At 68.9% G+C, this 24329-nt stretch carries 17 protein-coding genes; 10 read left to right on the forward strand and 7 right to left on the reverse strand.

Annotated elements, in window-relative coordinates; genetic code table 11:
- Both JZ792_RS43510 and JZ792_RS06810 read left to right on the forward strand, forming a co-directional pair.
- Positions 1-1396: recombinase family protein (locus JZ792_RS43510; protein ID WP_216907982.1), on the forward strand; the 1396-nt coding region annotated here is incomplete at its 5' end.
- Between the two features lie 189 nt (positions 1397-1585).
- Complete coding sequence (locus JZ792_RS06810) at positions 1586-2929, forward strand: ABC1 kinase family protein (RefSeq protein WP_308165179.1); 1344 nt, start codon at positions 1586-1588, stop codon at positions 2927-2929.
- 317 nt (positions 2930-3246) lie between these two features.
- Here JZ792_RS06810 and JZ792_RS06815 read toward each other — a convergent pair whose 3' ends face one another.
- From JZ792_RS06815 to JZ792_RS06825, 3 genes are all read right to left on the reverse strand, one after another.
- Positions 3247-3516 (reverse strand): WhiB family transcriptional regulator, encoded by a 270-nt coding sequence (locus tag JZ792_RS06815; RefSeq protein WP_216907984.1) that lies wholly within the window; start codon positions 3514-3516, stop codon positions 3247-3249.
- 194 nt (positions 3517-3710) lie between these two features.
- On the reverse strand, positions 3711-4073 hold the full coding sequence (locus JZ792_RS06820) for a hypothetical protein (RefSeq protein ID WP_216907986.1): 363 nt from the start codon (positions 4071-4073) through the stop codon (positions 3711-3713).
- Positions 4074-4185: 112 nt separating this feature from the next.
- Positions 4186-6333: an ATP-dependent DNA helicase UvrD2 gene (locus JZ792_RS06825; RefSeq protein WP_308165188.1), complete on the reverse strand. Its 2148-nt coding sequence runs from the start codon at positions 6331-6333 to the stop codon at positions 4186-4188.
- A gap of 219 nt (positions 6334-6552) precedes the next feature.
- Here JZ792_RS06825 and JZ792_RS06830 point away from each other — a divergent pair, with 219 nt between their 5' ends.
- Positions 6553-6783 (forward strand): mycoredoxin, encoded by a 231-nt coding sequence (locus JZ792_RS06830; protein WP_109528594.1) that lies wholly within the window; start codon positions 6553-6555, stop codon positions 6781-6783.
- Positions 6784-6860: 77 nt separating this feature from the next.
- Here the strand turns inward: JZ792_RS06830 and nudC are convergent, their stop codons facing one another.
- Positions 6861-7760, reverse strand: a complete 900-nt coding sequence (gene nudC / locus JZ792_RS06835) for an NAD(+) diphosphatase (RefSeq protein ID WP_216907988.1) — start codon at positions 7758-7760, stop codon at positions 6861-6863.
- A 15-nt stretch (positions 7761-7775) separates the two neighbouring features.
- Complete coding sequence (locus JZ792_RS06840; protein WP_216908170.1) at positions 7776-8840, reverse strand: potassium channel family protein; 1065 nt, start codon at positions 8838-8840, stop codon at positions 7776-7778.
- A 139-nt stretch (positions 8841-8979) separates the two neighbouring features.
- Here JZ792_RS06840 and JZ792_RS06845 point away from each other — a divergent pair, with 139 nt between their 5' ends.
- Positions 8980-9378 carry a DoxX family protein gene (locus JZ792_RS06845; RefSeq protein ID WP_216907990.1) on the forward strand — a complete coding sequence of 133 codons (399 nt, stop codon included), beginning with the start codon at positions 8980-8982 and terminating at the stop codon, positions 9376-9378.
- 8 nt (positions 9379-9386) lie between these two features.
- Here JZ792_RS06845 and JZ792_RS06855 read toward each other — a convergent pair whose 3' ends face one another.
- Both JZ792_RS06855 and JZ792_RS06860 read right to left on the reverse strand, forming a co-directional pair.
- Positions 9387-13487: an ATP-dependent helicase gene (locus tag JZ792_RS06855; protein WP_254189428.1), complete on the reverse strand. Its 4101-nt coding sequence runs from the start codon at positions 13485-13487 to the stop codon at positions 9387-9389.
- A 103-nt stretch (positions 13488-13590) separates the two neighbouring features.
- The gene (locus JZ792_RS06860) at positions 13591-17424 is read right to left on the reverse strand and encodes an ATP-dependent helicase (RefSeq protein WP_216908172.1); all 3834 of its coding nucleotides are present in this window, start codon (positions 17422-17424) and stop codon (positions 13591-13593) included.
- Positions 17425-17530: 106 nt separating this feature from the next.
- On the opposite strand from JZ792_RS06860, the gene JZ792_RS06865 reads away from it, so the two are divergent.
- The 6 genes from JZ792_RS06865 (at position 17531) to JZ792_RS06890 (ending at position 24233) form a co-directional block, all read left to right on the forward strand.
- On the forward strand, positions 17531-18310 hold the full coding sequence (locus tag JZ792_RS06865; protein WP_216907992.1) for an alpha/beta fold hydrolase: 780 nt from the start codon (positions 17531-17533) through the stop codon (positions 18308-18310).
- Between the two features lie 3 nt (positions 18311-18313).
- The gene (locus JZ792_RS06870) at positions 18314-18631 is read left to right on the forward strand and encodes an MGMT family protein (protein WP_216907995.1); all 318 of its coding nucleotides are present in this window, start codon (positions 18314-18316) and stop codon (positions 18629-18631) included.
- 19 nt (positions 18632-18650) lie between these two features.
- On the forward strand, positions 18651-19400 hold the full coding sequence (locus JZ792_RS06875) for a VOC family protein (protein ID WP_216907997.1): 750 nt from the start codon (positions 18651-18653) through the stop codon (positions 19398-19400).
- A gap of 109 nt (positions 19401-19509) precedes the next feature.
- Complete coding sequence (locus tag JZ792_RS06880; protein ID WP_216907998.1) at positions 19510-21309, forward strand: NTP transferase domain-containing protein; 1800 nt, start codon at positions 19510-19512, stop codon at positions 21307-21309.
- A gap of 125 nt (positions 21310-21434) precedes the next feature.
- On the forward strand, positions 21435-21614 hold the full coding sequence (locus JZ792_RS06885; protein ID WP_216908000.1) for a hypothetical protein: 180 nt from the start codon (positions 21435-21437) through the stop codon (positions 21612-21614).
- A 306-nt stretch (positions 21615-21920) separates the two neighbouring features.
- Positions 21921-24233 carry an arylsulfatase gene (locus JZ792_RS06890; RefSeq protein WP_216908002.1) on the forward strand — a complete coding sequence of 771 codons (2313 nt, stop codon included), beginning with the start codon at positions 21921-21923 and terminating at the stop codon, positions 24231-24233.
- Positions 24234-24329: the final 96 nt, after the last annotated feature.

Below are 24329 nucleotides of genomic sequence, written 5' to 3' on the forward strand. Positions count from 1 at the left end.
AGGGCAAACCAAGACGCTGTTGGTGATCAACCCCGACACCGCACCCACCATCCGCCAGATCTTCACCTGGCGCATCACCGAACAACTCGGCTACACCCGCATCAGCGACCGACTCAACAACGACCCTGTTCGCTACCCCTCCGCCACCGGCGCACCCTGGGGCTCCTCCACCGTCTCCCACATCCTGCACAACCCCAAATACACCGGCTACCAGGTCTACAACCGCACACGAAACAAAACCCGCCTCCACACCAGCAAAACCCGCCCGGCCACCGAATGGATCTGGTCACCACAACCCGTCCACCCCGCCATCATCACCATCGACGAATTCACCGCGGCACAAACCATCGCGCCGGGCAGGGAACGGTCCCGCAGTGACCCCTACCCAGGCGCACCCAACCCCCGCGCGAAACGGGTCTACAAACTGCGCTCCTACATCACCTGCGTGACCTGCGGCTACCGCATGTGCGGCAAAGCCGACGGCGGCGCCCGCATCTACTACGCCTGCCAACCCAAAACCCAAGCCGCCAGACCTCAAAACCACCCCAACACCATCTGCCTACCCGAAAAAGAAATCCTCACCGCGATCACCAAGTTCTTCAACGAACACGTCTTCGGCACCGACCGACAAGCCTTGTTCCTCGCGACCAGCGAAACCGGCGACACCGCCGCGGCCGAAGAACACCAGGCCGAGATCGACGCCGCCCAACACGCGATCGAACGGATCGACACCACCCGCGAACGGCTCTACCGCAACCTCGGAATCTTCGACTACACCACCGACCGCGGCGCCATCGAGAACATCCGACAACAACTCCGCAACCTCGACACCCAACACCACAACACCACCACCCGACTCACCGAACTCCACAAACAACAACCACCCCAACCAGCACAAAACCTCGACCTACTCGAACGGCTCCCCACCACCGAGATCGACCTCACCCAACTCCCCACCCCGCTCCTGCGGCAGCTACTCGACGCCTTCCACTTCACCGCCACCTACGACAAAACCAGCCACCACGCCCACTTCACCATCACCCTCACCAACCCCACCATCGAGCACATCAACCACCTCACCAACACCATCAAAAACACCCAAAAACCGCCCCCACCAGCAGAAACACCACAATCCCGCAACTTAACCTCTGCAACGAATACCGGACGGCAAGGGCATCATCGGCCCGCTCGTCCTGCCCGGCGAGACCAGCTGCCTGCGCTGCGCGGACCTGACCCGATCCGACCTCGACGCGGATTGGCCGCACCTGGCCGCCCAACTGCTCGGCCGGGTCGGGCACGCCGCACCCGCCGCGATCGCCGCCACCGCCGCGCTGGCGCTCAACGAGGTCGAGTCGATCGTGGCTTGTTCGCCGCTGCGCACCCCGGCGACCCTTGACACCACACTCGAACTGGATCTGGATTCCCATCTCATCCAGCAGCGCTACTGGGCACCGCACGGGGAATGCGGATGTCGCGCCGTTTCGGCGGGCGTACCGGCGTGAACGGGGCCGCGACCATGGATCGGACAGGGACCGAGATCACATTACGATGGCGATCCCCCTGGTCCTTCCGCCATGATGGGTACGTGTCCGAGATTGTGCGCCGCCGCTCGTCCCGCAATGCCAAGCTGGCCAAGATTCCGCTCGGCATCGCCGGACGCGCGGCAGTCGGCTTCGGCAAGAGGCTGGCGGGGGGCGACAGATCGGAGATCAGCGCGAACCTGAACCAGAAGGCCGCCGAGCAGTTGTTCACCGTGCTCGGCGAGCTCAAGGGCGGGGCGATGAAATTCGGCCAGGCGCTGAGCGTGATGGAGGCCGCGGTCCCGGAGGAATTCGGCGAGCACTATCGCGAGGCATTGACCAAGTTGCAGGCGGCCGCGCCGCCGATGCCGGCCGCGACGGTGCACCGGGTGCTCGACCAGCAGCTCGGCACCCAATGGCGGCAGCGCTTCCAGAGCTTCGACGACACCCCGGCGGCGTCGGCCAGTATCGGCCAGGTGCACAAGGCCGTGTGGTCGGACGGCCGGACCGTCGCGGTGAAGGTGCAATACCCGGGGGCGGACGAGGCGTTGCGCGCCGATCTCAAGACGCTGTCGCGGATAACCGGCCTCATCTCCTCGGTGATTCCCGGCGCCGACGTCAAACCGATCCTGGCCGAGATCACCGAACGCACCGAGGAAGAACTCGACTACCGCAACGAGGGCGCCAACCAGCGCGCCTTCGCGAAGGCGTTCGACGGTCACCCGGAGATCGTGGTGCCCAAGGTGGTGGCCTCCGCACCCAAGGTGATCGTCACCGAATGGCTGGACGGAACGGCGGTGTCGAAGATCATCGCCGACGGCGCGCGGGATCCGGAGGGCACCCGCGACCTGCGCAATCGGGTCGCGTTGCTGATGGGGCGGTTCCACTTCTCCTCGCCGGAGACGGTCGGTCTGCTGCACGCCGACCCGCACCCCGGCAATTTCATGATGCTCGCCGACGGCACACTGGCCGTCATCGATTTCGGCGCCTGCGCGCCGCTGCCCGACGGTTTCCCCGCCGTACTCGGCCGGATGCTGTCGCTGGCCGTCGACGAACGGTTCGACGAGCTGACCGACCTGCTCCACGAGAACGGGTGGGTGATCCCGGGCCGGGAGCTCACCGACGAGGAGATCGCCGACTACCTGCGTCCGTTCACCGACCCGATCCGAACCGAGTCGTTCCACTTCACCCGCAAATGGATGCAGCGGGTAGCGGGCAAGGCATCGGATTTCTCCAGCCCCGAGATGAAAACCGCACGCGCCCTGCAACTTCCCGCCGAACACGTGATGATCTTCCGCGTACTCGGCGGCTCGGTGGGCATCCTGGCCCAGCTCGACGCCGAGATCCCGTTCATGCAATTGGCCAACACCTGGCTCCCGGGACTCCGCGAGGAGCGCTCGGCCAGCTGACAGCGCCGGTACGGTTTCGAACTTCGCGCCGGGCGGCGCGCCACTTCTCGGCACGAGGGATCATGCCGACAAGAAGCGCGCCGCCTCGGTGGCGAAAGACCTTGTCGCACAACGCAAACTAGCCACACACCGGATCTCGCGGTGTGCGGCTGGTCTGCTTTCTCGTTCCTGGGCGCCGTGGGGGTGCGGCAATGACGGGGCCTCAGCGACCGGAGGGAGGGAAGACCTCGGCTCCGGGCCCACGATCCACGCCATGGCGACGCACGGCGTGATCATGGGCCCGGTGAACCGTGTCCGGGTGTGTTCGCGGATCCCGCTCATGCGGAGATCGCGACCTTGCGCGGACGACCGCGCGGACGCTTGCGGGCGATCACGACACCCTGGTCGAAGATCTCACCGCCCCAAACACCCCAGGGCTCAGCACGATCCAGAGCCGCGTTCAGGCAGCCCTTGCGGATCGGGCAGGACTCGCACAGTGCCTTGGCCTGCTCCAGTTGAGCGGGGCTCTCGGCGAACCAGAGGTCGGGATCCTCCGCCCGACAGGGCAGGACTTTGCTGACCTCACGGGTGCGGGTCGGCCCTGCCACGGTTCGGCATGTCACGTGAGTAGTGGCTTGTGGCCAGCTCTCTGCGGTGAACACGTCGTTCTCCTTCAGCTTGTTTGCAGCGGTTCGTTACTTTGTCCACGAAACCGGTGGCAAACGGCTGAAGAGCCGCTTAAAACAAATGGCCACGGGTTTCGCTTCGATGCGATCCGTGGCCAGGAGGTGCGGGGAGTCCCCTACCTAGATCGACATCTGTGTCGATTCCTGATCACGGTCGCCGGGTGTGCGGTGCGGAGGCGGGCTGCCTGCGTATCGGCCGCCGGGTTTTCCAGCAGTGCGGATGCCTGCTCATATCCGGTGTCGAACGCGAAGCCACCGGGGACCTCGACGGCCTCCGGGTGCCAGCTACCGCTGGTCTTGTCCTGCATCGATGCGCAGATCGGCTGATGGGTGCGCGAGACTTTCGCCCCGCCGCCGAGAGCGCCTACGAAGGACAGACCGGTCCCCTGCAAAGCGAGGACCCCCCGGGAGGCTGAGATGGGCATGCGCGCGCCACCACCGAACATGTCGATAGCGCTGATATTCACGATGCCGTTCATCGGTCTGCCTCCCTCCTGTACTCGAAATCTGTCGGAACTGTGCGCGCCGGGATGACCTCCCGGTGCGTGATTCCCACCATATGCAATGTCGGCGAAACCGACAACATATTTTCTACCTGCGGTTTTGTGATGTGGATCGACGTCGCGACGCGACGATCGCGAGGACGTCCGCGCCGTACTGGACAATCTTCTTCGCGCCGATCCCCGGAATCGCCTGGAGCGCTCCGTCATCCGAGGGCAGTTGCTCGGCGATCGCGGTGAGCGTGGTGTCGGTGAAGACGACGAATTCGCGGACCCGCAGCGCTTCGGCCTTCTCGCTGCGCCACTCCTTGAGCGTCTCCAGCAGCACGGCGTCGAGTTCGGCCGGGCAGCGACGACACCGGCCGAGCATGGTGGCGTAGGTGCCGATGAGCGGTTTCGCGCAGATCCGGCAGGTTGGCCTGATTCCCTTGGCCTCGACCACGGGTGCGGCGATCCGTGACGCGGGCGATTCATCGGGGACGACGCCGTTGAGGAACCGGGACCGGCGCCTGGTCCGGCGCGCGCCCTCGGTGCGCGCCAATGCCCAGGACAGCCGCAGGTATTCGCGGGCCCTGGTCACGCCGACGTAGAGCAGTCGCCGTTCCTCCTCCAGCGCCGCGAAATCGGCGACCGAACCGTCGTCGGCCATGACGTGATTGATCGGAAGGGTGCCGTCGGCGAGGCCGACCAGGAAGACCGCGTCCCATTCCAGTCCCTTGGCCGCGTGCAGCGAGGCCAGCGTGACGCCCTGCACGGTCGGCGGATGCCTGGCCTCGGCGCGCGCGGCCAGTTCGCGCAGCAGACCGATGAGATCGAGACTCTCGTCCTGACCGAGCAGTTCCTCGGTCAGCCGGACCAGCGCTACCAGCGACTCCCAGCGCTCCCTCGCCTGCGCGCCGGTCGGCTCGGTCGTGGTGAGCCCGACCGGGGCCAGCACCGCTTTGACCAGCGTGACCAGTGATTCACCGCTCTTGGACTGCTCGGGCAGATCCTCGCGCGAGGCGGCCTGACGCAGCAGCGAAACGGCCTGGCGCACCTCGGCGCGCTGGAAGAAACCCTCGCCGCCGCGTACCTGATAGGGAAGTCCCGCTTCGGTCAGCGACTGCTCGTAGGACTCGGATTGGGCGTTGATCCGGTACAGCACCGCGATCTCGGAGGCGGGTGTGCCCGCGTCGACGAGTCGCCGGATCTCGCTCGCGACCGCGGCGGCTTCGGCCGGGACGTCGGGATGTTCGGCGAAGATCGGTTCCGGGCCGTCGGGCCGCTGGCCGATCAGTTGCAGTCTGGTGCCCGCGATCCGGCCGCGCGCCGCGCCGATGACCCGGTTCGCCAGCGAGACCACCTGCGGGGTCGACCGGTAGTCGCGTTCCAGCCGCACCACGGTGGCCTCGGGGAAGCGACGGGAGAAATCGAGCAGGTAGCTCGGGGTGGCCCCGGTGAAGGAGTAGATGGTCTGGTTGGCGTCACCGACGACGGTCAGATCGTCGCGCTCACCGAGCCAGGCGCCGAGTACGCGCTGCTGTAGCGGGGTGACGTCCTGGTATTCGTCGACGACGAAACTGCGGTAACGGCCGCGGAATTCCTCGGCGACCGCCGGATAGTCCTCGAGCGCGGCCGCGGTGTGCAGCAGCAGATCGTCGAAATCGAGCAGCAGGCCGTCCGGTGTGGTCTTGAGCGATTCGTAGGCCGCGTAGACCTCGGCCACCCGCTGCGCGTCGTAGGGCGGTTCACGATGGCGCGCGGCGGCGGCCGCCGGATAGTCCTCGGGCGCGATGAGCGAGGCCTTGGCCCATTCGATCTCGCTGAGCAGGTCGCGCACGCTGTCGGTGGCCGAGGAGAGTCCGGCGCGATTGGCGGCCTGCGCGACGATCGGGAATTTACTGTCGATCAGACGCCACGGCACATCACCGACGACCTGCGGCCAGAAGTATTTCAGCTGACGCAGGGCCGCCGCGTGAAAGGTGCGTGCCTGCACCTGGTTCGCCTCGCCGCCGAGGCCGAGGTCGCGGAGCCTGCCGCGCAGCTCGCCCGCCGCGCGCGCGGTGAAGGTGACGGCGAGCACCTGGTCGGCCTTCACATGCCCGGCCGAGACGAGGTGGGCGATCCGGTGGGTGATCGTCCTGGTCTTGCCCGTTCCAGCGCCCGCGAGTACGCAGACCGGCCCGCGCGGCGCCCGGACGGCGGCCGCCTGCTCGGGATCGAGGGCGGCGAGGTCGAGTGCGGGCACGGCGTCCATCATGGCAGCCCCCTCCGACAGCTCCGCAACGAACATTCGACCGGGCTCGCCGATCGCCCTGCGCCGACTCGCCCCCGCTGCCGTATCGGACTCCCTCCACCCGCGACGGCGCGCCCGCGACGATGAGTCGACGGGCACATCGCCGATTTTCGGCGACACAGGAACAGGATCGGTACGCGGGGTGTTGAAGGTTGGGTGACTGACGCAACCCCCGCCCTGACCATGTACTCGACCACCTGGTGTGGTTACTGCCGGAGGCTGAAGAAGCAGCTGGAGGAATCGGGTATCAGCTACGTGGAGATCGACATCGAGCAGGATCCGGCCTCGGCCGAATTCGTCGGGAGCGTCAACAACGGCAATCACGTCGTGCCGACGGTGAAATTCGCCGACGGCTCCACCGCGACCAATCCGTCGCTCGCCGCCGTCAAAGAAGTACTCGCCACCCTCGCCTGACAAACCCTCGCCTGAGAACGGTTCCAGCCCACCCGGCCCCGGCCGTATCCCCGACGGGCATACGGCCGCGGTCGCGATCAGTCCAGCGCGGCCCAGGATTCCACGATGGTCCTCGCGATGGAGATGGAACCTGGCAGCAACAGGCGCGGACCGTCCTCGCGGGCGGACCAGTCCCCGTCGGTCAACGCCGTTCTGACCTCGTCTCTGGTGAACCACTGCGCCTCGGCGATCTCACCGTCCGAGAAGACCAGCGGCTGTTCGGGATCGGCGACAGCGGCGAATCCGAGCATCAGCGAGCGCGGGAACGGCCACGGCTGACTGCCCAGGTAGTGGATATCGCGTACGTCGAGACCCACCTCTTCCTTCATCTCGCGTTCCACGCACCGCTCGAGTGATTCGCCCGCCTCCACGAAACCGGCGAGGATCGAGTACCGCCTCGGCGGCCAGGCGTGCTGGCGGGCCAGCAGGGCGCGATCGCCGCCGTCGTGGATCAGGCAGATGACCGCCGGGTCCAGACGCGGGAACTCCTCGGCGCCGTTCTCGGTGACACGGGACCAGCCGCCCTTGATCGGCGCGGTCACCACCCCGTCGGCGGCGTGGAATCCGGCACTATCGTGCCAGTTCAGCAGCGCGAGCGCGGAGGTGAGCACCCCGGCGGTGAAGTCGTCGATCCCGCCGGCGAGCATGCGCAGATCGGACAGTTCACCGGCGAGATCGGTATCGCGCACCGCCCACAGATGTCTTCCCTCGGCGATACCGAGGAAGATCGCGGCGGGGTTCGGTTCGGCCGACCACTCGACGGCGGACTCCAGCACCAGGGCGCCCTCGGCGAAGCGGAACTGGCCCTTGCGGTTCAGCCGGAGCAGCCGTGCCTCGCTCCAGCCTTCCTTGAGAGCCTGGTCATCGGCCCGGAGCGTATCGGCCCGGTCGACGGCGGAACGCGACAGCAGCGGCACGGCATTCAAGTCGAAAGACACGCTTCGACACTAGTCTCATTTGAGCACGCGACGAATATAGAGCAGCTTGTCGCCGCCCTCGATGGCGTCGACCGCGGGTTCGCCGACGCGGATCAACTCACCGTTGCGCACCACGCCGAGCACGATATCGCTGAGATGGCGCGGGGAGCCGCCGATCTCGGACGGCTCCACATCGCGTTCGGCGACCGCGAATCCCTGTTCGGGTGTGAGCAGATCCTCCATGATCTCGACCACGGTGGGGGTGGTGGTGGCGATGCCGAGCAACCGGCCCGCCGTCTCCGAGGAGACCACCACCGAATCGGCGCCGGACTGGCGCAGCAGATGGGTGTTCTCGGCCTCGCGGATGGCGACGACGATCTTGGCCGCCTTGTTGAGTTCCCGCGCGGTCAGCGTGACGAGCACCGCGGTGTCGTCGCGGTTGGTGGCGACGATCACCGACGCCGCGTTCTGCACGCTCGCCAATCGCAGCACGTCGGACTGGGTGGCCGAACCGTGCACGGTCACCAGGCCCGCGTTGCCCGCGGCCTCCAGCGCGACCGTGTCGGTGTCGACGACCACGACATCCGCGGGTTGCACACCGTCGGCGATCATCGCGTGGATCGCGGTCCGTCCTTTCGTTCCGTATCCGACGACCACGGTGTGATTACGCACGCTGCGCCTCCAACGCTGAATCTTGAATGTCTGGCGGGAACGCTCGGTGAGCACACCGATGGTGGTACCGACGAGCACGATGAGGAACAGCAGCCGCAGCGGCGTGATGATGATGATGTTCGCGAGCCTGGCCTCGGGTGACACCGGGGCGATATCGCCGTAACCGGTGGTCGAGAGCGAGACCGTGGAGTAGTAGAACGCGTCGAGGAACGAGATGTCCTCGCCCGCGTTGTCGTGGTAGCCGTCGCGACCGAGGTAGACCACCATCGCGGCGGTGAACAGCAGTCCGATCGCGAACAGGACGCGCCGGACCAGCGAAGCCCACGGGCTGGTCTGGGTCTCGGGAATGCGAAGCAGGCCGACCAGCGCGAAATCCGGACGACTGGTCAATCCGAGTGCGCGCGACCTGTCGCCGAAGTCACCCAACACCGGTGCCACCACCCCTGCCGCTCGTCGAACCGGCCAACTCCGGCATTACCTGTACCTCCGGCACAGCACGGGAGCCTACTCCGTTACGGCGATACCGCCCGGCCTCGACGCGAACACCGATGGATGCCAGGGTGTCCGTATGGCAGAAAACACATCGGACGCGGGGCGGCGTCCCGCTCTCGCACTGTCCCTGCTCCTGTTCGGCGCCGGGGTCATGCATTTCGTCACCCCGAAATTCTTCGACTCGATCGTGCCCCGATCGCTGCCCGGCAAGCCACGCGATTACACCTACGCCTCCGGTGTGGCCGAAATCGGCGTCGCGGCGGCGCTCGCCGTGCCGCGCACCCGTGGTTTCGGCGGTCGCCTCGCCGCGCTGCTCTTCATCGCGGTACTCCCCGCGAACGTGCAGTTCACCGTCGACACGGTCAACAACAAGAAGGCGTCGCAGGCGATGAAGATCGGGTCGGTGGCGCGACTGCCGTTGCAGATCCCGCTGATCACCCAGGCGTTGAAGGTCGCCCGATCCTCACGTCGCTGAGCACCGGTTCATCGCTCGGTCGGCTCGCGCGGCGGCGCCGACGTGCGGATGAGTTCGGCGAGTTCCTCCGGCCCCGGTAGTTCCACCGGGGCGACGGTGCGGCCCGATCGCACGTAATGGAAAGCCGCGCCGATCTTTTCGAGTACATCCGCTTCCGGCAGGCCGGTCCTCGCCGCCATCAGGCGCGCCCAGGCCAGACGATAGATCGCCAATTGCATGGCCACCGCGGGTTCGTCGGCGGGACCGGGTTCGGCCCCGGTCTTCCAGTCGACGACGACCCAGCCGCCGCCCGGTTCGGCGAACACCGCGTCCATCCTGCCCCTGATGACCGTGCCCGCGATCGACGTCTCGAACGGGATCTCCACCTCCAGCGGGCTGCGGTGCGCCCACGGCGACTCGAGGAACGCGTTCTGCATGCGGGTCAGCTCGGCGTCGACGCCGCCGTCGACGGTTTCCGGCCCGCCCGCGCCCGGCAACTCGTCCAGGCCGATCAGCCGGGTGCCGCTGAACCAGCGCTGCACCCAGGCGTGGAAGGCCGTACCGCGTCTGGCCAGCGGATTCGGCGGGAACGGCAGCGGACGACGCAGCCGCCGCGCCAGTTTCGCCGGATCGGCCCGCATCTCCACCAGCGCGGTCGCCGGAATCTGTCCCGGCAGTTCCACTTCCCGCGTGGCGACGCGCTCGGCTTCGAATTCCGCGAGCAGGGCGTCGACGTCGGCGGTCCAGCCGTCGGGATCGTTCGGGTCGACGGAGAATTCGTCCGGCGGGAGGTAGTCGTCGGGCGGGGGTGCGAAATCGTCGGGGAACGGGGCGTACTCGTCGGTGAGGTAGTCCTCGGGTGGGGCGAAATCGACCAGCGGGAAGTCGTGGTGGAGGTAGGGGTCGTCCGCGGGTTCGAATTCGTCGGGTGGGTAGTCGGCGACCGGGTAGTGGTCGGTCCCGTAATCGCCGGTGGGGTAATCGCCCGACGGCTGATCAACCAGCGGGTAATCGCCCGACGGGTAATCAGTCGGCGGCTGATGAACCGGCAGGTGATCCCCGCGCGAGTAATCACTCGGCGACCGATCGTCGACCGCAGCGCCGAGAACGTCGTTCGGGTGTTCGACGGGCGGGGTGAGTTCGGCTTCGAGTAATTCCGTGTCGTCGCCGACCCCACGGCCGACGGTGTACGGGTCCGCCGACTGCCCATCGATCGAGGGTGGGACCGCGGCGGCGGGGATTCCGCTCGCAGCGGAGGTGTCGCCTCCCAGCACCGGGAGGACCTGTCGCGGGAGCTCAGATTCGGCGGCAGGACCGTCCGCGGGCCGCGGGTCGTGGGCCGGAGTACCGACACGTCCCGAAGTCTTCGCCGGAGCGGGGGGATTCGTTCGGAGTTCGTCCAAGGCGGCGCGCACCAGGGCGGCACCGCGTTCGATGGGGAGGCGGCGTGGGCCGAGTGGGTCGCGCGGCCATTCGGCGGTGGCCGGGTTGTCGGTGAAGGGGTTGACGGCGTCGGCGTCGGGGGGGTCGTCCCAGCGGGCGATGTCGAGTGCGCCGTGGACGGGGCCGTCGGGGGCTTCGCCCGCGTTCTTCAGGTCGAGCAGGAAATCGGAGGGGCCCTTGGGGGTCGATCCGGTTTCGGCCCAGTGGTGCGCCGAAACCAGCAGTACGCGTTCGGTTCTGGTGAGCGCGACGTAGAAGAGTCGGCGTTCTTCGTCGATCCGTCTGCGTTCGAGGGCGTCCTTGTGCGCTTTGACGGCGCGTTCGAGATCCGAGCGATCGTAGAGATCGGTCAGGTCGAGTACGGGAACGCCCTCGGCGGCGTCGTCCTGGATCCGGTCGCCGCGCAGGGTGGTCGGGAGTTCGGCGAGCGCGCCCAGCCAGGTACCGGAGGCCGTGCCGGAGGGGAACAGTCCGCGGACCACGTGCGGTACGGCGACGACCTCCCATTCGAGCCCTTTGGCGGCGTGCACCGTGAGCACCTGTACGCGGTCGCGCGCCACCTCGATCTCGCCCGGTTCCAAGCCGTTCTCCACCGATTCGGCGGCGGAGAGAAAGGCCAGCAGACCGCCGAGCGAGGCCCCGGAATCGGCCGCGTACCCGGCGACCACTTCCGCGAACGCGTCGAGATGCTCGCGCCCGGCCCCGGTTCCCGCCATCGCACGGCGCGCCTGGGTTTCCACACCGACACCGATGGTGCGTTCCACATCCGCGACCAATTCGGCCAGCGGTTGGGCGCTGCGCTCGCGCAACGCCGAGAGCTCGCGCCCCAGCGCCTCGATGCGCGCGAATCCGGTCTCCGAATACTGTTCGGGCAGACCGGGATCGGCGATGGCGTCGGCGAGTCCGGCCTGCTCGGCCGGTTCGGGCGCGACCTCGCGCAGCGCCTGCGCGAGGGTGGCGCTGTCGGTGATGTCCGTGGCTTCCCCGCCCGACAGTCTGCTGATCGACAGGTCACGGGCCCGGCGGGCCAGCGCGGCGATATCGGTGACGCCGATACGCCACCGCGCGCCGGTCAGAATACGGACGGCGGCGCTACCCGCCGAGGGTTCGGCGACCAGGCGCAGCGTCGCGACGATATCGGCGACCTCGGGCGTCGCGAGCAATCCGCCGAGTCCGACGATCTCCACCGGTAACCCCTGCTCGCGCAGCGCCTCCGCCAACGGTGACGCGTCGGCGTTGCGGCGCACCAGCACCGCGGAGGTCGGCGGCGGTTCACCCGCGCCACGCCGCGCCGACCATTCGGCGGCGATCCGCTCGGCGATCCAGTCACGCTCCTGCGCGACGGTTTCGGTCGACGCGAGGGCAACGACACCCGGTTCCGCGTTCGGTTTGGCACGTAACGCGTCGACGGTCACCCCGCCCTTGTCCCTGGCTCCGATCCGCAGCGGTTCGGCGACCAGATTCGCCAGCGCCAGCGCCTCGGGGGGATTGCGCCAGCTGGTCAGCAGGGGCAGTGTCGGCGCGGGAACGCCGGGCGCGGTGGGGAAATCGGTCGCGAACCGTGGCAGATTCGCCGCCGACGCCCCGCGCCACCCGTAGATCGATTGCATCGGATCACCGACCGCGGTGACCGCCAGCCGGGGCCGATCACCGTTTTCGGACGTGTCACGCCGAGAGGCAGTCGACGGCTCATCGGTGGTGACCGCCGACGATTCGCTGTTCGCCCCGCGCTTGTCGGTGGTGCGCGTGGAGTGCGGGTGGGCGGTGGGGAAAGTCGATGTGCCGCCGAAGAGGGCGGCGAGCAGGATGCGCTGGGCGTGGCCGGTGTCCTGGTATTCGTCGAGCAGGACCAGACGGAAGCGGTCGCGTTCAGCCGCGCCGACCTCGGGGTGGTCGGCGGCCAGGCGGGCGGCCAGCGACATCTGCGCGCCGAAATCGAGGGCGCCGCGACGACGCAGCGCGGAGGCCAGCTGGTCGACCAGCGGGAGCATGGCGACGCGTTCACGCTGGACCTGCACCAAACCGCGCAGGTACTGGCTCGGACCGCCGCGCTGGCGGGGACCAGCGGGCAGGGTGTGCACCAGTTTCTCGAGTTCGGTGTGCGCCTCGGCCAACTGTTCCGGCTCCACCAGGTGTTCGGCCAGCTGACCCGACAGCGACAGCACCGCCTCGGTCACCGACACCGGGGTCCGCTCGGTGTCGAGGTCGCCGTCCCAGGTCCGCACCACCTGGTGCGCGAGCTGCCAGAGCTGGGTCTGGGTGAGCAGGGTCGCCGACGGTTCCACCGGGAGCAGCAGACCGTGCTGGGTCAGCAGCCGACCCGCGTAGGAGTGGTAGGTACTGATCTCGGGTTCCGCGCCCGACAGTTGCGTGCGCAACTCCCCCGTCGGGTCGAGTTCACGCAGCAGTGGCGCGCCCGCGAGCCGCGCGAGGCGGGTGCGAATACGGGAGGTCAACTGCTGCGCGGCTTTCCGGGTGAAGGTCAAACCCAGCACCTGCTCGGGCAGCACCTGCCGGTTGGCGACCAGCCACACCACCCGCGCGGCCATCGTCTCGGTCTTTCCCGCGCCCGCGCCCGCGACGACCAGCGTCGGCCCCGCGGGCGCGGCGATCACCGCCGCCTGTTCGTCGGTCGGCGGCGGTAACCCCAACGCCGCTGCCAGTTGGTGTGGGGTGACCCCGCTCATCGCCTTCCCTCGGCTACCCCGGCACACACCACGACGCGGCACCCCGTGACTCGGGATGCCGCCGTGTACGCGTGATGATCGGGTTCGCCGGGGTGGGGCGGGGTCATTCGTCGGTGACCTGCCTGCCCGTGTCCTGGACGGGGCAGCTGCCGGAAACGGCGCAGTGGCGGCAGCCGTCGTTGCGCATGGCCAGGTAGCTGGGGCCACGGGTCGAGGTCGCGGCGTCGTGGATGGTGGTGCGCCACGAGTCGAGCGCCTCGGCGTCGAGGGGTTCCTGCATGCGCTGGGTCGCGCCCTCCTTGGCATTGGGTTTGGCGACGTAGACCAGGCGCGCACCACCCGGTTCGCCCGGCTCGGCGCTCTCGGGGTCGGACTGTTCGCCGGGCGCGTCGGATTCCGCGTCGGTGGAGTCCGTGTGCAGGTCGAGCGCGCCCAAGGCGGCGGCGACCTGGTAGGTCGCGAGCTGGGCGTGGTCGGCGGCGGCCTGTTTGGTGATGGGCGACTTCCCGGTTTTCACGTCGACGATGACGAATCGGCCGAAGGCATCGCGTTCGAGCCGGTCGACCCGCCCCTTGATACGGACCGCGGCCTCGTCCTCGGTGCGGCCGGGCAACTCGCAGTCGACACTCACCTCGACACCGGCCTGGGTGAGTTCGCCCCTGGTGTTGCGCACCCACGCCATGAACGTTTCCAGCATCGCCTCGGTGCGGCGCAGTTCCTGCCGCGAATGCCACGCGGTGCCGGGATCGACGGCCTGCCACGCCCGATCGAGCGCGGCGCGCACCTGGGGCTCGGGGACGCGGCCCGCGAGCGCCTGCACCAGCGTGTGCACCAGATTGCCCTTGACCGCGTGCGGGTTGTCGCCGTCGGTGCCGCCGTGCCGTTCCAGCGCCCATCGCAGCGGGCAGGTGCGCAGCATCTCCACCGTCGACGGTGACAGGGAGATGGAGGTCTCGTCCGCACCCCACAGCGGACGCGGCGAGCTGAGTTCGCCGGTGCCGTACCAATCCTCGGGGTGGGTGCCGGGCACACCCGCCTGGGCCAGCCGGGCCAGCTGGTGGGCCGCGCGCTGCCTGCGTTCGGGGTCGGCCTCGTCGTCGCAGACCACCCCGCGCAATTCGGCGACGAGCGCGTGCATCACCAGCGCGCGGCCGGGATCGGCGATCGGCACCGCGCCGGGTTCGCTGTCGTCGTCGTGACCGAGCAGCTCGCCGAGGAAGCGGGACGGCACCAGATCCCGGTCCCCCGTGACCGATTCGACCGCGGTCACCAACAGCGACCGGCGGGCCCGGCTACAGGCGACGAGCAGCAGTCGGCGTTCCTCGGCCAGGATCGGCGCGGCTCGGCTCACCCGATCACCGGACGGATCGATTCCGGCGGTGAGATCCACCAGATCCTCGGTGTGCAACAGGGTGCCGCGCGCACGCGGGTTGGGCCAGATACCTTCCTGCACGGCCGCCACCGCGACGACATCCCATTCCCGGCCCGCCGCGGCGTGCGCGCTCAGCAGCGCGACCGCCTCACCCGGCGCGGTCAGCGGTGCGGTGCCCTGCGGAATCTCCTGCTGGACAAGGTATTCGACGAAACCTTCGATACTCGCGCGCGGCAACCTGTCCACATAGGCCGCCGCGGCGTCGAAAAGTCCGACGGCGGCGTCGAGATCCCGGTCGGCCTGCATCCCCGTCGCACCGCCGCGTTCGGACTGGGTGACCCAGCGACGTTCCAGCCGGGAGGCGATCCACAGCGCCCACAGCACGTCTTCCAGACCCGCGCCGTCGCTTCTGGCCTTGCGGGCCTTGTCCAGGGCGTCGATGACGCGTTTCAGCGGTGCCGCTTCGACATCGGTCAGGCCCGACAGCAGGTCCCGCAGGTCCGCGCCGACGAGGAGTTCGCGCAGGACTTCCGCGGAGGGGCGGTTGATCAGAGAGTTCCGATCGGAACTCTCGTCATCCCGTTCGGACTCGGCCTCGCCCATGTTCGCGGACACGGTGACGAGATCGTCTCCGTCCACGACGAACGACGCATCGTCCCGTTCGGAATCCGGAACATCCCGTTCGGACAGATGGTCGATCCATTCGGGACGATCCGGCACGGCACGGGAGCGCCGTTCCGCCGAATCGGAGGACGCCGCGGCTTCCAGACCCCAGTCGATCTCGTTGTCGTACCGATCGATTTCGGCGGCCTGCCATCGCGGGTCGTCGCTCGCCGGTTCCCCGTCGACCTCCGGGACCGCACCGTCGAAATCGGTCGCCGCGTCCGGGTCGGCGGCGTAATCGGCCTGATCCCAATCGGATTCGCTGATGTAGCGTTCGTCGTCCTCCGGCGGGGGCTCCACCGGGTCGTCGACCGGAACATCCACGCCGCGTGCCGCTTTCGCTTCCCGGCGTTCGGCGTCGAGCACACTGCGCCGGATACCGCGTCGCAACCGCCGCAGGCTGATCTGGTCGGCGCCGCCGAGCGGGCCGCCGAGGAGATCCAGCGCGTCCTCGGCGGAGAACAGTTCGGCCGAGGCGCGGGGCCCGCGTTCGGTGGCCAGCACCGCGCGCAATGCCAGCAGCATCCACGCCGCGCCGCGCCGCCGGGCCAACGGCACGTCGAGCGCGGGCTGTTGCACGGGGACACCGGCGGCGAGCAGCGCCCGCCGCAACGGTGCGAGCGAGAGCGGAACGGAACGAACGATCACCGCCATGTCCGACCACGGCACCCCGGCGGTGAGATGGGCCCGCCGCAGGTGGTCGGCGATCAGCGCCGCCTCCTTGGCGGGGGTGGCGAGGACGCGCACGCGCACGGCAGCACCGCCGTCGAGGGTGCCGGTGTCCCCCGCGGGCGGCGAGAACCGCTGCGGACCGCTGCCCGGCAATTTCGCCGCCACCCTGGCGACCGCCAGTCGCACGGGCGCACTCGCCCGATGACTCTCGCGCAGCACGATGCGCTGACCGGAGGGGGTGTCGAGATCGGTCAGGAAGGTCGAATCCGCGCCGCGGAAGGTGAAGATGCCCTGATCCGGATCTCCGGCCACGACCGAGGTGTGGGCCGCGGCGCCGATCACGCGCACCAGCAGCGCGGCCTGCGGATCGAGATGCTGTGCGTCGTCCACCAGCAGATATCTGATCCGGGCGCGTTCGGCGGCGAGCAGTTCGCCGTCACCGGCCAGCGCGTCGAGGGCCGCGCCGACCAGCTCCGCGGCGTCGAGCGCGGGCGCGGTGGCCTCCGGCGCCTCGACCCCGACCGACCAGCGCAACAGCATGGACTGCTCGTAGCGCATGGCGAATCTGCCCGCGGCGACCCATTCCGGCTTGTCGTGCTCGCGACCGAGGCGGACCACATCCTCCGGCCCCAGTCCGCGTTCGGTGGCTCGAAGCATGAGGTCGCGCAACTGTTCGGCGAATCCGGCGAGCCCGAGCGCGGGACGGAGTCGTTCCGGCCACAGACCGGTCGCCCCGGCGGCCATATCGGTCAGGTCGCCGCGCAGCATCTCCCGCAGGACCGCGTCCTGCTCGGCGCCGGTCAGCAAACGCGGCGGCGGGTTGCCGTGCGCGACGGCATGCCTACGCAGGACCGAGAAGGCGTAGGAGTGCAGGGTGCGCACCAGCGGTTCCCTGGTGGCGCCGGGCACGCCGCCCTCGGCGCCGCCCGGTCCGGCCAAACGCCGGGTGACCGCGTCGCGCACCGCGCTCGCCGCCTGTTTCGAATGGGTCAGGACCAGCACCGATTCCGGATCCGCCCCGGCGGCGATCCGGTCGGCCGCCAGGTCGACCAGCAGCGCGGTCTTCCCGGTGCCGGGACCGCCGAGCACCTGCCACGGCCGCCAGCCGGGCCGGATCGGGCCGACGGCCGCGTTGGCTTCGAACAGCGCGCGCACCTCGGCGCCCCAGAGCCTGGCCCTGGGTGCCGCTGCGTTCCGGCGAACAAGTCGCACCGCGCTATCCGATCGCACCACGCGCGCTATTGCAACAGACGGCTACGACAGACCCGCCGCTCCCCCGCCTCTGTGAGTCGCCTCCGTGAGTTGCCGCCCGACGCGCACACGACAGAATGGTCTCGTGTCGAAACCGCATGTGCACCGCTTCGGTCCCGCTTCCGGGCCACTCGTTCTCGCTCTGCACGGGCTGACCGGCCACGGGCAGCGCTGGGCGGCGCTCGCACAGGAGTATCTGCCCGAGATCCGGGTCCTCGCCCCCGACCTGCGCGGTCACGGCCGCTCGACCTCGCTGCCGCCGTGGGATTTCGAACAGATCGTGGCGGATCTGGCCGATCTGCTCGCGACCGAGACCGACGAACCGGTCCTTGTCGTCGGGCATTCGTTCGGCGGCGCGACGGCACTGCACCTGGCACGGCGTCATCCCGGCCTGGTGCGCGGGCTGGTGCTGCTCGATCCCGCGATCGCCCTGGACCCGGTCCGTCTCGAGGACATCGCGCGCAGCACGCTGGCACATCCCGACTACGCGAACGTCGAGGACGCCAGGGGCGACAAACTGGCCAGCGCGTGGGCCGATGTCGCGCCCGGCCTGCTCGACGCCGAACTCGACGAACACCTGGTCCCCACCGCCGGGGGCCGCGTCGGCTGGCGGATGAGCCTGCCCGCCGTCACCTCCTACTGGGGACAGCTGGCGCGCGCTCACGTGCTGCCGCCCGCCGACCTGCCGACCGTCCTGGTGCAGGCGATGAAGGTGACACCGCCCTTCGTGACGCCGGAATTCCGCGCCGCGCTCACCGCGCATCTCGGCGATCGGCTCGTCGTCCACGAATTCGACTGCGATCACATGGTCGCGCAGTCCCTGCCCGCCGAGACGGCCGCACTCGTGCGCGCGGCGCTCGGCTGAGCGATGCCGACCTCCGACGCCGAGATCGAACAGGTACGCGCCCTGGTCGGACACATCCCGCGTGGTTCGGTGGCCACCTACGGCGATATCGCGATGGCGGCGGGGCTGTCCACTCCACGCACCGTCGGCTGGATCATGCGCACCGATTCCGCCGACCTGCCGTGGCACCGGGTGATCGGCGCGAGCGGCAGGCCCGCCGCCCATCTGGCCCACCGGCAGTTGCGGCTGCTCGCCGAGGAGGGTGTGCCGATCCGGGACGGACGGGTGGATCTGGCGACAGCCCGTTTCAAGTTTCCCGAACTTCGGGATCGGTGGACATGACGCGGGCTACCGTGGAGGGATGTCCACCCGCCTGGCGCGTGTCGTATTCGATGCTGACCGGCCGCGGTCCGTCGCGGGTTTCTGGGCCGAACTACTGGGCTGGGCGGTGCCCCTCGATCGATCCGACGAGGTCGATGTGGCGGCACACGATCCGGACGGCCTGGAGATCGCGCTGACGTTCCTTCCCGCGGCGCACACCAAACAGGGTAAGAACCGTATCCATCTCGATCTGGCGAGCCGCTCACTGGACCACCAGCGGGTCCAGGTGGATCGCGCACTGTCCCTCGGCGCACGGCATATCGATATCGGTCAGGGCGCGGTGCCGTGGGTCGTACTCGCCGATCCCGAAGGCAACGAATTCTGCGTACTGGAACCTCGCGAGCAATACGTCGACACCGGAGCGGTCGCGGCCATCGTGGTCGATACCAGGGATCCGGTGCGGCTGGCCGAATTCTGGTCGACCGCCTCGGGCTGGCCGGTGACCTACGGCGGCGCCGAGATCGCCGGATTGCGCTCGGCGACCGGTCTGGGCTGCTGGCTCGAGTTCGTGCACACCCCCGAACAGAAATACGGTCGCAATCGCCTGCACCTCGACCTCACGTCTTTCCCCGCCGACGATCCGGCCGAGGAAGTGGCCCGACTCCGGGCGGCGGGCGCGACGCCGCTCGCCGCGGGCAGTCTCGGCGACGCACCCGGACTGCCGCTCGCCGATCCGGAAGCCAACGAGTTCTGTCTCCTGCGTCCCGCGCCCGACTACACGGTCGCCTGATCGCGTGAGCACGGTGCGCCCCGCCGACGACGAGGTCGCGCCGCGTCGTGCGGGACCGCCGACGAATTAGCATGTCGCCCATGCGGTACCTATCCTCCGGGCGGCTCCGATGAGAGCCGCCGACGCCATCGTGCTCGCCGGCGGACGCGCCAGCCGTATGGGCGGAATCGACAAACCCGGCCTCGTCATCGGCGGACGCACGCTGCTCGACGCCGCGCTCTCGGCCGTCGCGGGCTGCGGGCGCACGGTGGTGGTCGGTCCGCATCGGCCGGACCTGGCCGCGCGATTCCTCCAGGTGCGCGAGGTGCCGCCGGGGTCCGGTCCGGTCGCGGCGGTGGACGCGGGACTGCGCGCGCTCGACGTCGATCCCGCTCCGCTGGTGGTGGTACTCGCCGCCGACATGCCGTTCCTGACCGCCGCCGCGATCGCGACACTGCTTCGACAGGAGGCCGAAACGGGCGCGGACGCGGTCTTCGCCGCCGACGACGACGGCAGGCCGCAGTACCTGATCGGACTGTGGCGGCGGGCCGCGCTGGTCGCCGAACTCGGCAAACTGGATTCGCTGATCAACCAGCCGATGAAGGCCCTGATCCCCACCGAGACGGTCATCGTGCCGGTGCCAGGTGTCGCCGATGTCGACACCGACGACGAGTTGCAACGCGCGCGTACCGAAGCCGCCGCCGTCACCGCGGCGACGGAAACCTCGGCCGGTGCCGAGGCCCGGGTCTCCGACGTCGTACCGCCGACCCCGCTCACCGTCGACGAGGCCAGGCAGGTCCTGCGCGCCGATCTGTCCCGGCTCACCGCCTATCGCACCCAGTTGCGCGCGGTCGGCGGCGCGGCGCTGGCCGTGCCGTTGACGGCCGAGGGGCCGCTGCCCCGCTTCGACGTGTCGGCCATGGACGGTTACGCGGTCTGCGGCGACGGGCCGTGGCAGCTGCGCCGTGACATCGGTTTCGCGGGCGGTCAGCGTCCGGTGGGACTGCTGTCGGGCGAGGCGGTGCGCATCGCCACCGGCGCGCACGTGCCGGACGGCACCACCGGCGTGCTGCGCGACGAATTCGCCGAGCTCGGACCGGGGCACATCCTGCATCGACTACCGGACACCGCGGCGCGCGAGGACATCCGCCGCCGCGGCGAGGATCGCGGTCCCGGCGACCTCGTCGCGGCCGCCCGCACGCGCGTCACGCCCGCGCTGGTCTCCGCGGCGGCCAGCGTCGAGGTGACCGAGGCGTTCGTGCGCGGACCGGTGCGCGCGCGAATCGTGATGACGGGCGACGAGATTCGCAGCGACGGACCGCTGCGCATCGGGCAGACACGCGATTCGATCGGTCCCGTACTCCCGGATATCCTCGCCCACTACGGTATTCGCACCTCGGATCGGGTGCATCTGCGTGACACCGCCTCCGGTTTCGACGAAGTACTCACCGCAACAGACGATATCGACCTGCTGGTGATCGTCGGCGCGACCGGGGGCGGCGCGGCCGACCAGCTGCGCGGCGCGATCGCCCGCGCGCACGCCCGCGTGCTCGTGCACCGATTGCGACTGCGTCCCGGCGGTTCCACCCTCGTCGCGGAACTGCGATCCGGCACGACCGTGCTCGGCCTGCCGGGTAACCCGTTCGCCGCCGTCGCGACCCTGATGACGCTGGCCGCCGCCATCGTCGATGGACGCACCGACGCCGAGCCGAGCCGCACGCTCACCGGGCCGCTGCACAACGCCGCGGCCATCACCTCCACGGTCCCCCGCGTCGTTCCGGCACGCTTCGCCGCGTCCGGTGGCTGGCTGGGCGAGCCGCAGACCAGCACCGCGCACCTCGGCGATCTCGTCGACAGCGACGGTCTGGTCCTCGTCCCGGCGGGCGCCGCGGACGGAGTCGTCACCGAATTCCTGCCACTACCGGCCTGAATACCGGAGCCCGAATAATATTCTCGATTCCTCTTCCGATAGCCATATCCACTCGCTATGGTGATCAGTGTTAGGCGAATAAAACATCACTTCGGACACATCACTTCGGAAAGGACCGAGTGGAGATGGCTGAAAAGTCGAAGAAGACGCCTAAGAAAACGCCCAAGCAGATGCCGAGGCAGCAGCAACAGCAGCGCCAGGAGCAGGGCATGGGCCGAGCGGGATCGCCCGAGGATCCGCAGATGGAGGGCCGTCAGCGCCCGCCGTCGCAGCGTGACGCGGAGCGCCGCCACGGCCAGAACTGATTGACGAACACACTGCGACCGCCGGTACCGGTACCGGCGGTCGCAGTGTGTTTCCGCGACCTTCCGAATAACCCGAAGAATGGACCCGGCACGCACGCCGAATTGTAATGTTCCATACCGGCGTGCCGTAATTTCGTCGCTCTTAACAATTCTCCGCCGACCACGGAAGCCGGTGCGAACTCGAACGCTTCCCGGCACATACCGCGAGCGCCGTCACCCTATCGGCGACCTCCGATCCGGGCACCCGTTCCACGCATCCTGCGCCGAACAGTGGCGACTCGGCCGCGCGCCTCTTTGACTGTCCGGATGGCTGTCCCCTCCCACGCGCGCGGGTACGCGTCGTTCGGCGGTGCCGTCGGACGCACCACCGCGGAATCCACTCCCGAGTGGACCTACCCGCCGACCGCGCCCGCCGACGCGCCGAACATCATCGTGGTCCTGGTCGACGATATGGGATACAGCGATATCGGCCCGTTCGGCTCGGAGATCGACACCCCGACCCTGGACCGGCTGGCCGCCGCCGGTGTTCGGCTCACCAACTACCACACCACGCCGCTGTGCTCGCCGTCGCGGGCCGCGCTGTTGACCGGAATCAATTCCCACCGTGCGGGTTTCGGCTTCGTCGCCAATGCCGACCCCGGATATCCGGGACTGCGACTGGAACTGGCCGACGATGTGCTCACCCTGCCGGAGATCCTGCGCGCGGGCGGCTACGCCACCTACGCCGTCGGCAAGTGGCATCTGGTCCGCGATGCCACGATGAATCCCGCGGCACACCGTGATTCGTGGCCGACCCAGCGCGGATTCGACCGCTACTACGGTTCGTTGGAGGGGCTGAACTCCTTCTACTACCCGAACCAGCTGGTCTCGGATTCCTCGGTGGTCGACATCGAGGAGTATCCGCCGGACTACTACCTCACCGACGACCTGACCGACAAGGCCATCGGCTACCTGAAGGATCTGCGCGCCCACGACGGGGCCAAACCCTTCTTCCTGTACTTCGCGCACGTCGCCATGCACGGCCCGTTGCAGGCCAAACCCGAGGATCTGGCGAAGTACCGCGGTCGCTACGCCGAAGGCTGGGACGCGCTGCGGCAAAGCCGTTTCGCCGCCCAGCTCGCGCAGGGACTCTTCCCGGAGGGCACCCGGCAGAAGGCCCGCAATACCGAGCCGGGTTACGAAGCGGCCGAATGGGATTCGCTGAGCGAGGAGCAACAGCGACGATTCGCGCGGTACATGGAGGTGTACGCGGGCATGGTCGACAGCGTCGACCAGAGCCTGGGCCGCGTTCTGGACGTGGTCGAACAGTTCGGGGAACTCGACAACACCATCGTGGTGTTCACCTCCGACAACGGCGGCACCGCCGAGGGCGGACCGGAGGGCACCCGCAGCTACTTCGCCGAATTCGCCCATATCGACGATCCCGACTGGATCGCCGATGTCGCGCACGACGAAGAGCTCATCGGCACCGCGCGACTGGGCGTGCACTACCCGCGCGGTTGGGGTCAGGCCTCGAATACGCCGTTCCGCTTCTACAAGGGCCAAACCTTCGCGGGCGGAGTACGGGTTCCGCTGATCGTGTCCTGGCCGAAGGGTCTGCCGCGCGCCGAGGGCGACAACGGCATCCGGCACGAGTACGCCTACGTGACCGATCTCGCGCCCACGCTGCTGGATCTGGTCGGACTCTCGCATCCGGGCGTGCGTCACGGCTTACCCGCCAAGACATTCGACGGCACCTCGGCGGCCGAGCTGCTGCGCGACCCGCGGGCCACCACCACGCACACCGAACAGTATTCGGAGATGACCGGCCACCGGGGCTTCTACCGCGACGGCTGGAAACTGCTCTCGCTACACGGCCCCGGCGCCGAACTGGACGCACCGGCCTGGCAACTGTTCGACGTGCGCGCAGATCCGACCGAACTCCACGACCTGTCGGACCGATTCCCGGACAAGGTCGCCGAACTCGCGGCGGCCTGGGACGAATCGGCGTGGGCCAATACCGTGTTCCCCCTCCTCACCCGGCAGGATCTCGCGCGCCGACGCCCCGAGGAAGCCCGCCTCGGCGCACCGGTGCGCCTGCTCCCCGGCACGCCGACCCTGGAGCGCTATCGCTCCCAGCGCCTGATCGCCTACCGCGACTTCACCGTGACCGCCGAACTCGGCGGATATCGCGCCGGAGACGAAGGCGTGCTCGTCGCCCACGGTGATCCGCTCGGCGGATATCTGGTCTACATCGAGGACGGGCGGGTCGTGGTCGGGGTGAACAGTTACGGGGTCTACCGGTCGGTGACGACCGAGCCGCTGCCCCCGGGCGCGAATCTGATCACCGTCGAGACGGTGATCCGGCCGCGATTGCGCCAGGATTTCCGGATCGTGGTCGACGGTCTTCCCGACGCCGTACTCACCGACCAGGTCCAACTGGTCGGGATGTCGCCGTGGACGGGCATCTCCGTCGGCGTCGACGCCCGCGGCCCGGTGTCGTGGGATCTGCGCGCACGACGCGGACCGTTCCGCTACACCGGCGATCTGCGTGCCGTCAGCTACGTCCCCGGCCCGATCCGCGTCCCGCGCGCGACCATCGATGCCGTGGAGCGCGAAGCGGAATACGCGGCCGAATGAGGACGCGAGCGCGCGGGCGTACCGCCCGATTTTCGGGCGAAGGCGCCTTTCGGATACCGTTCACCAGGCACTATGCAGTTCTTCTCCGCGGTAAAG

This window comes from Nocardia noduli (assembly GCF_019038455.1).
Lineage (GTDB): Bacteria > Actinomycetota > Actinomycetes > Mycobacteriales > Mycobacteriaceae > Nocardia > Nocardia noduli.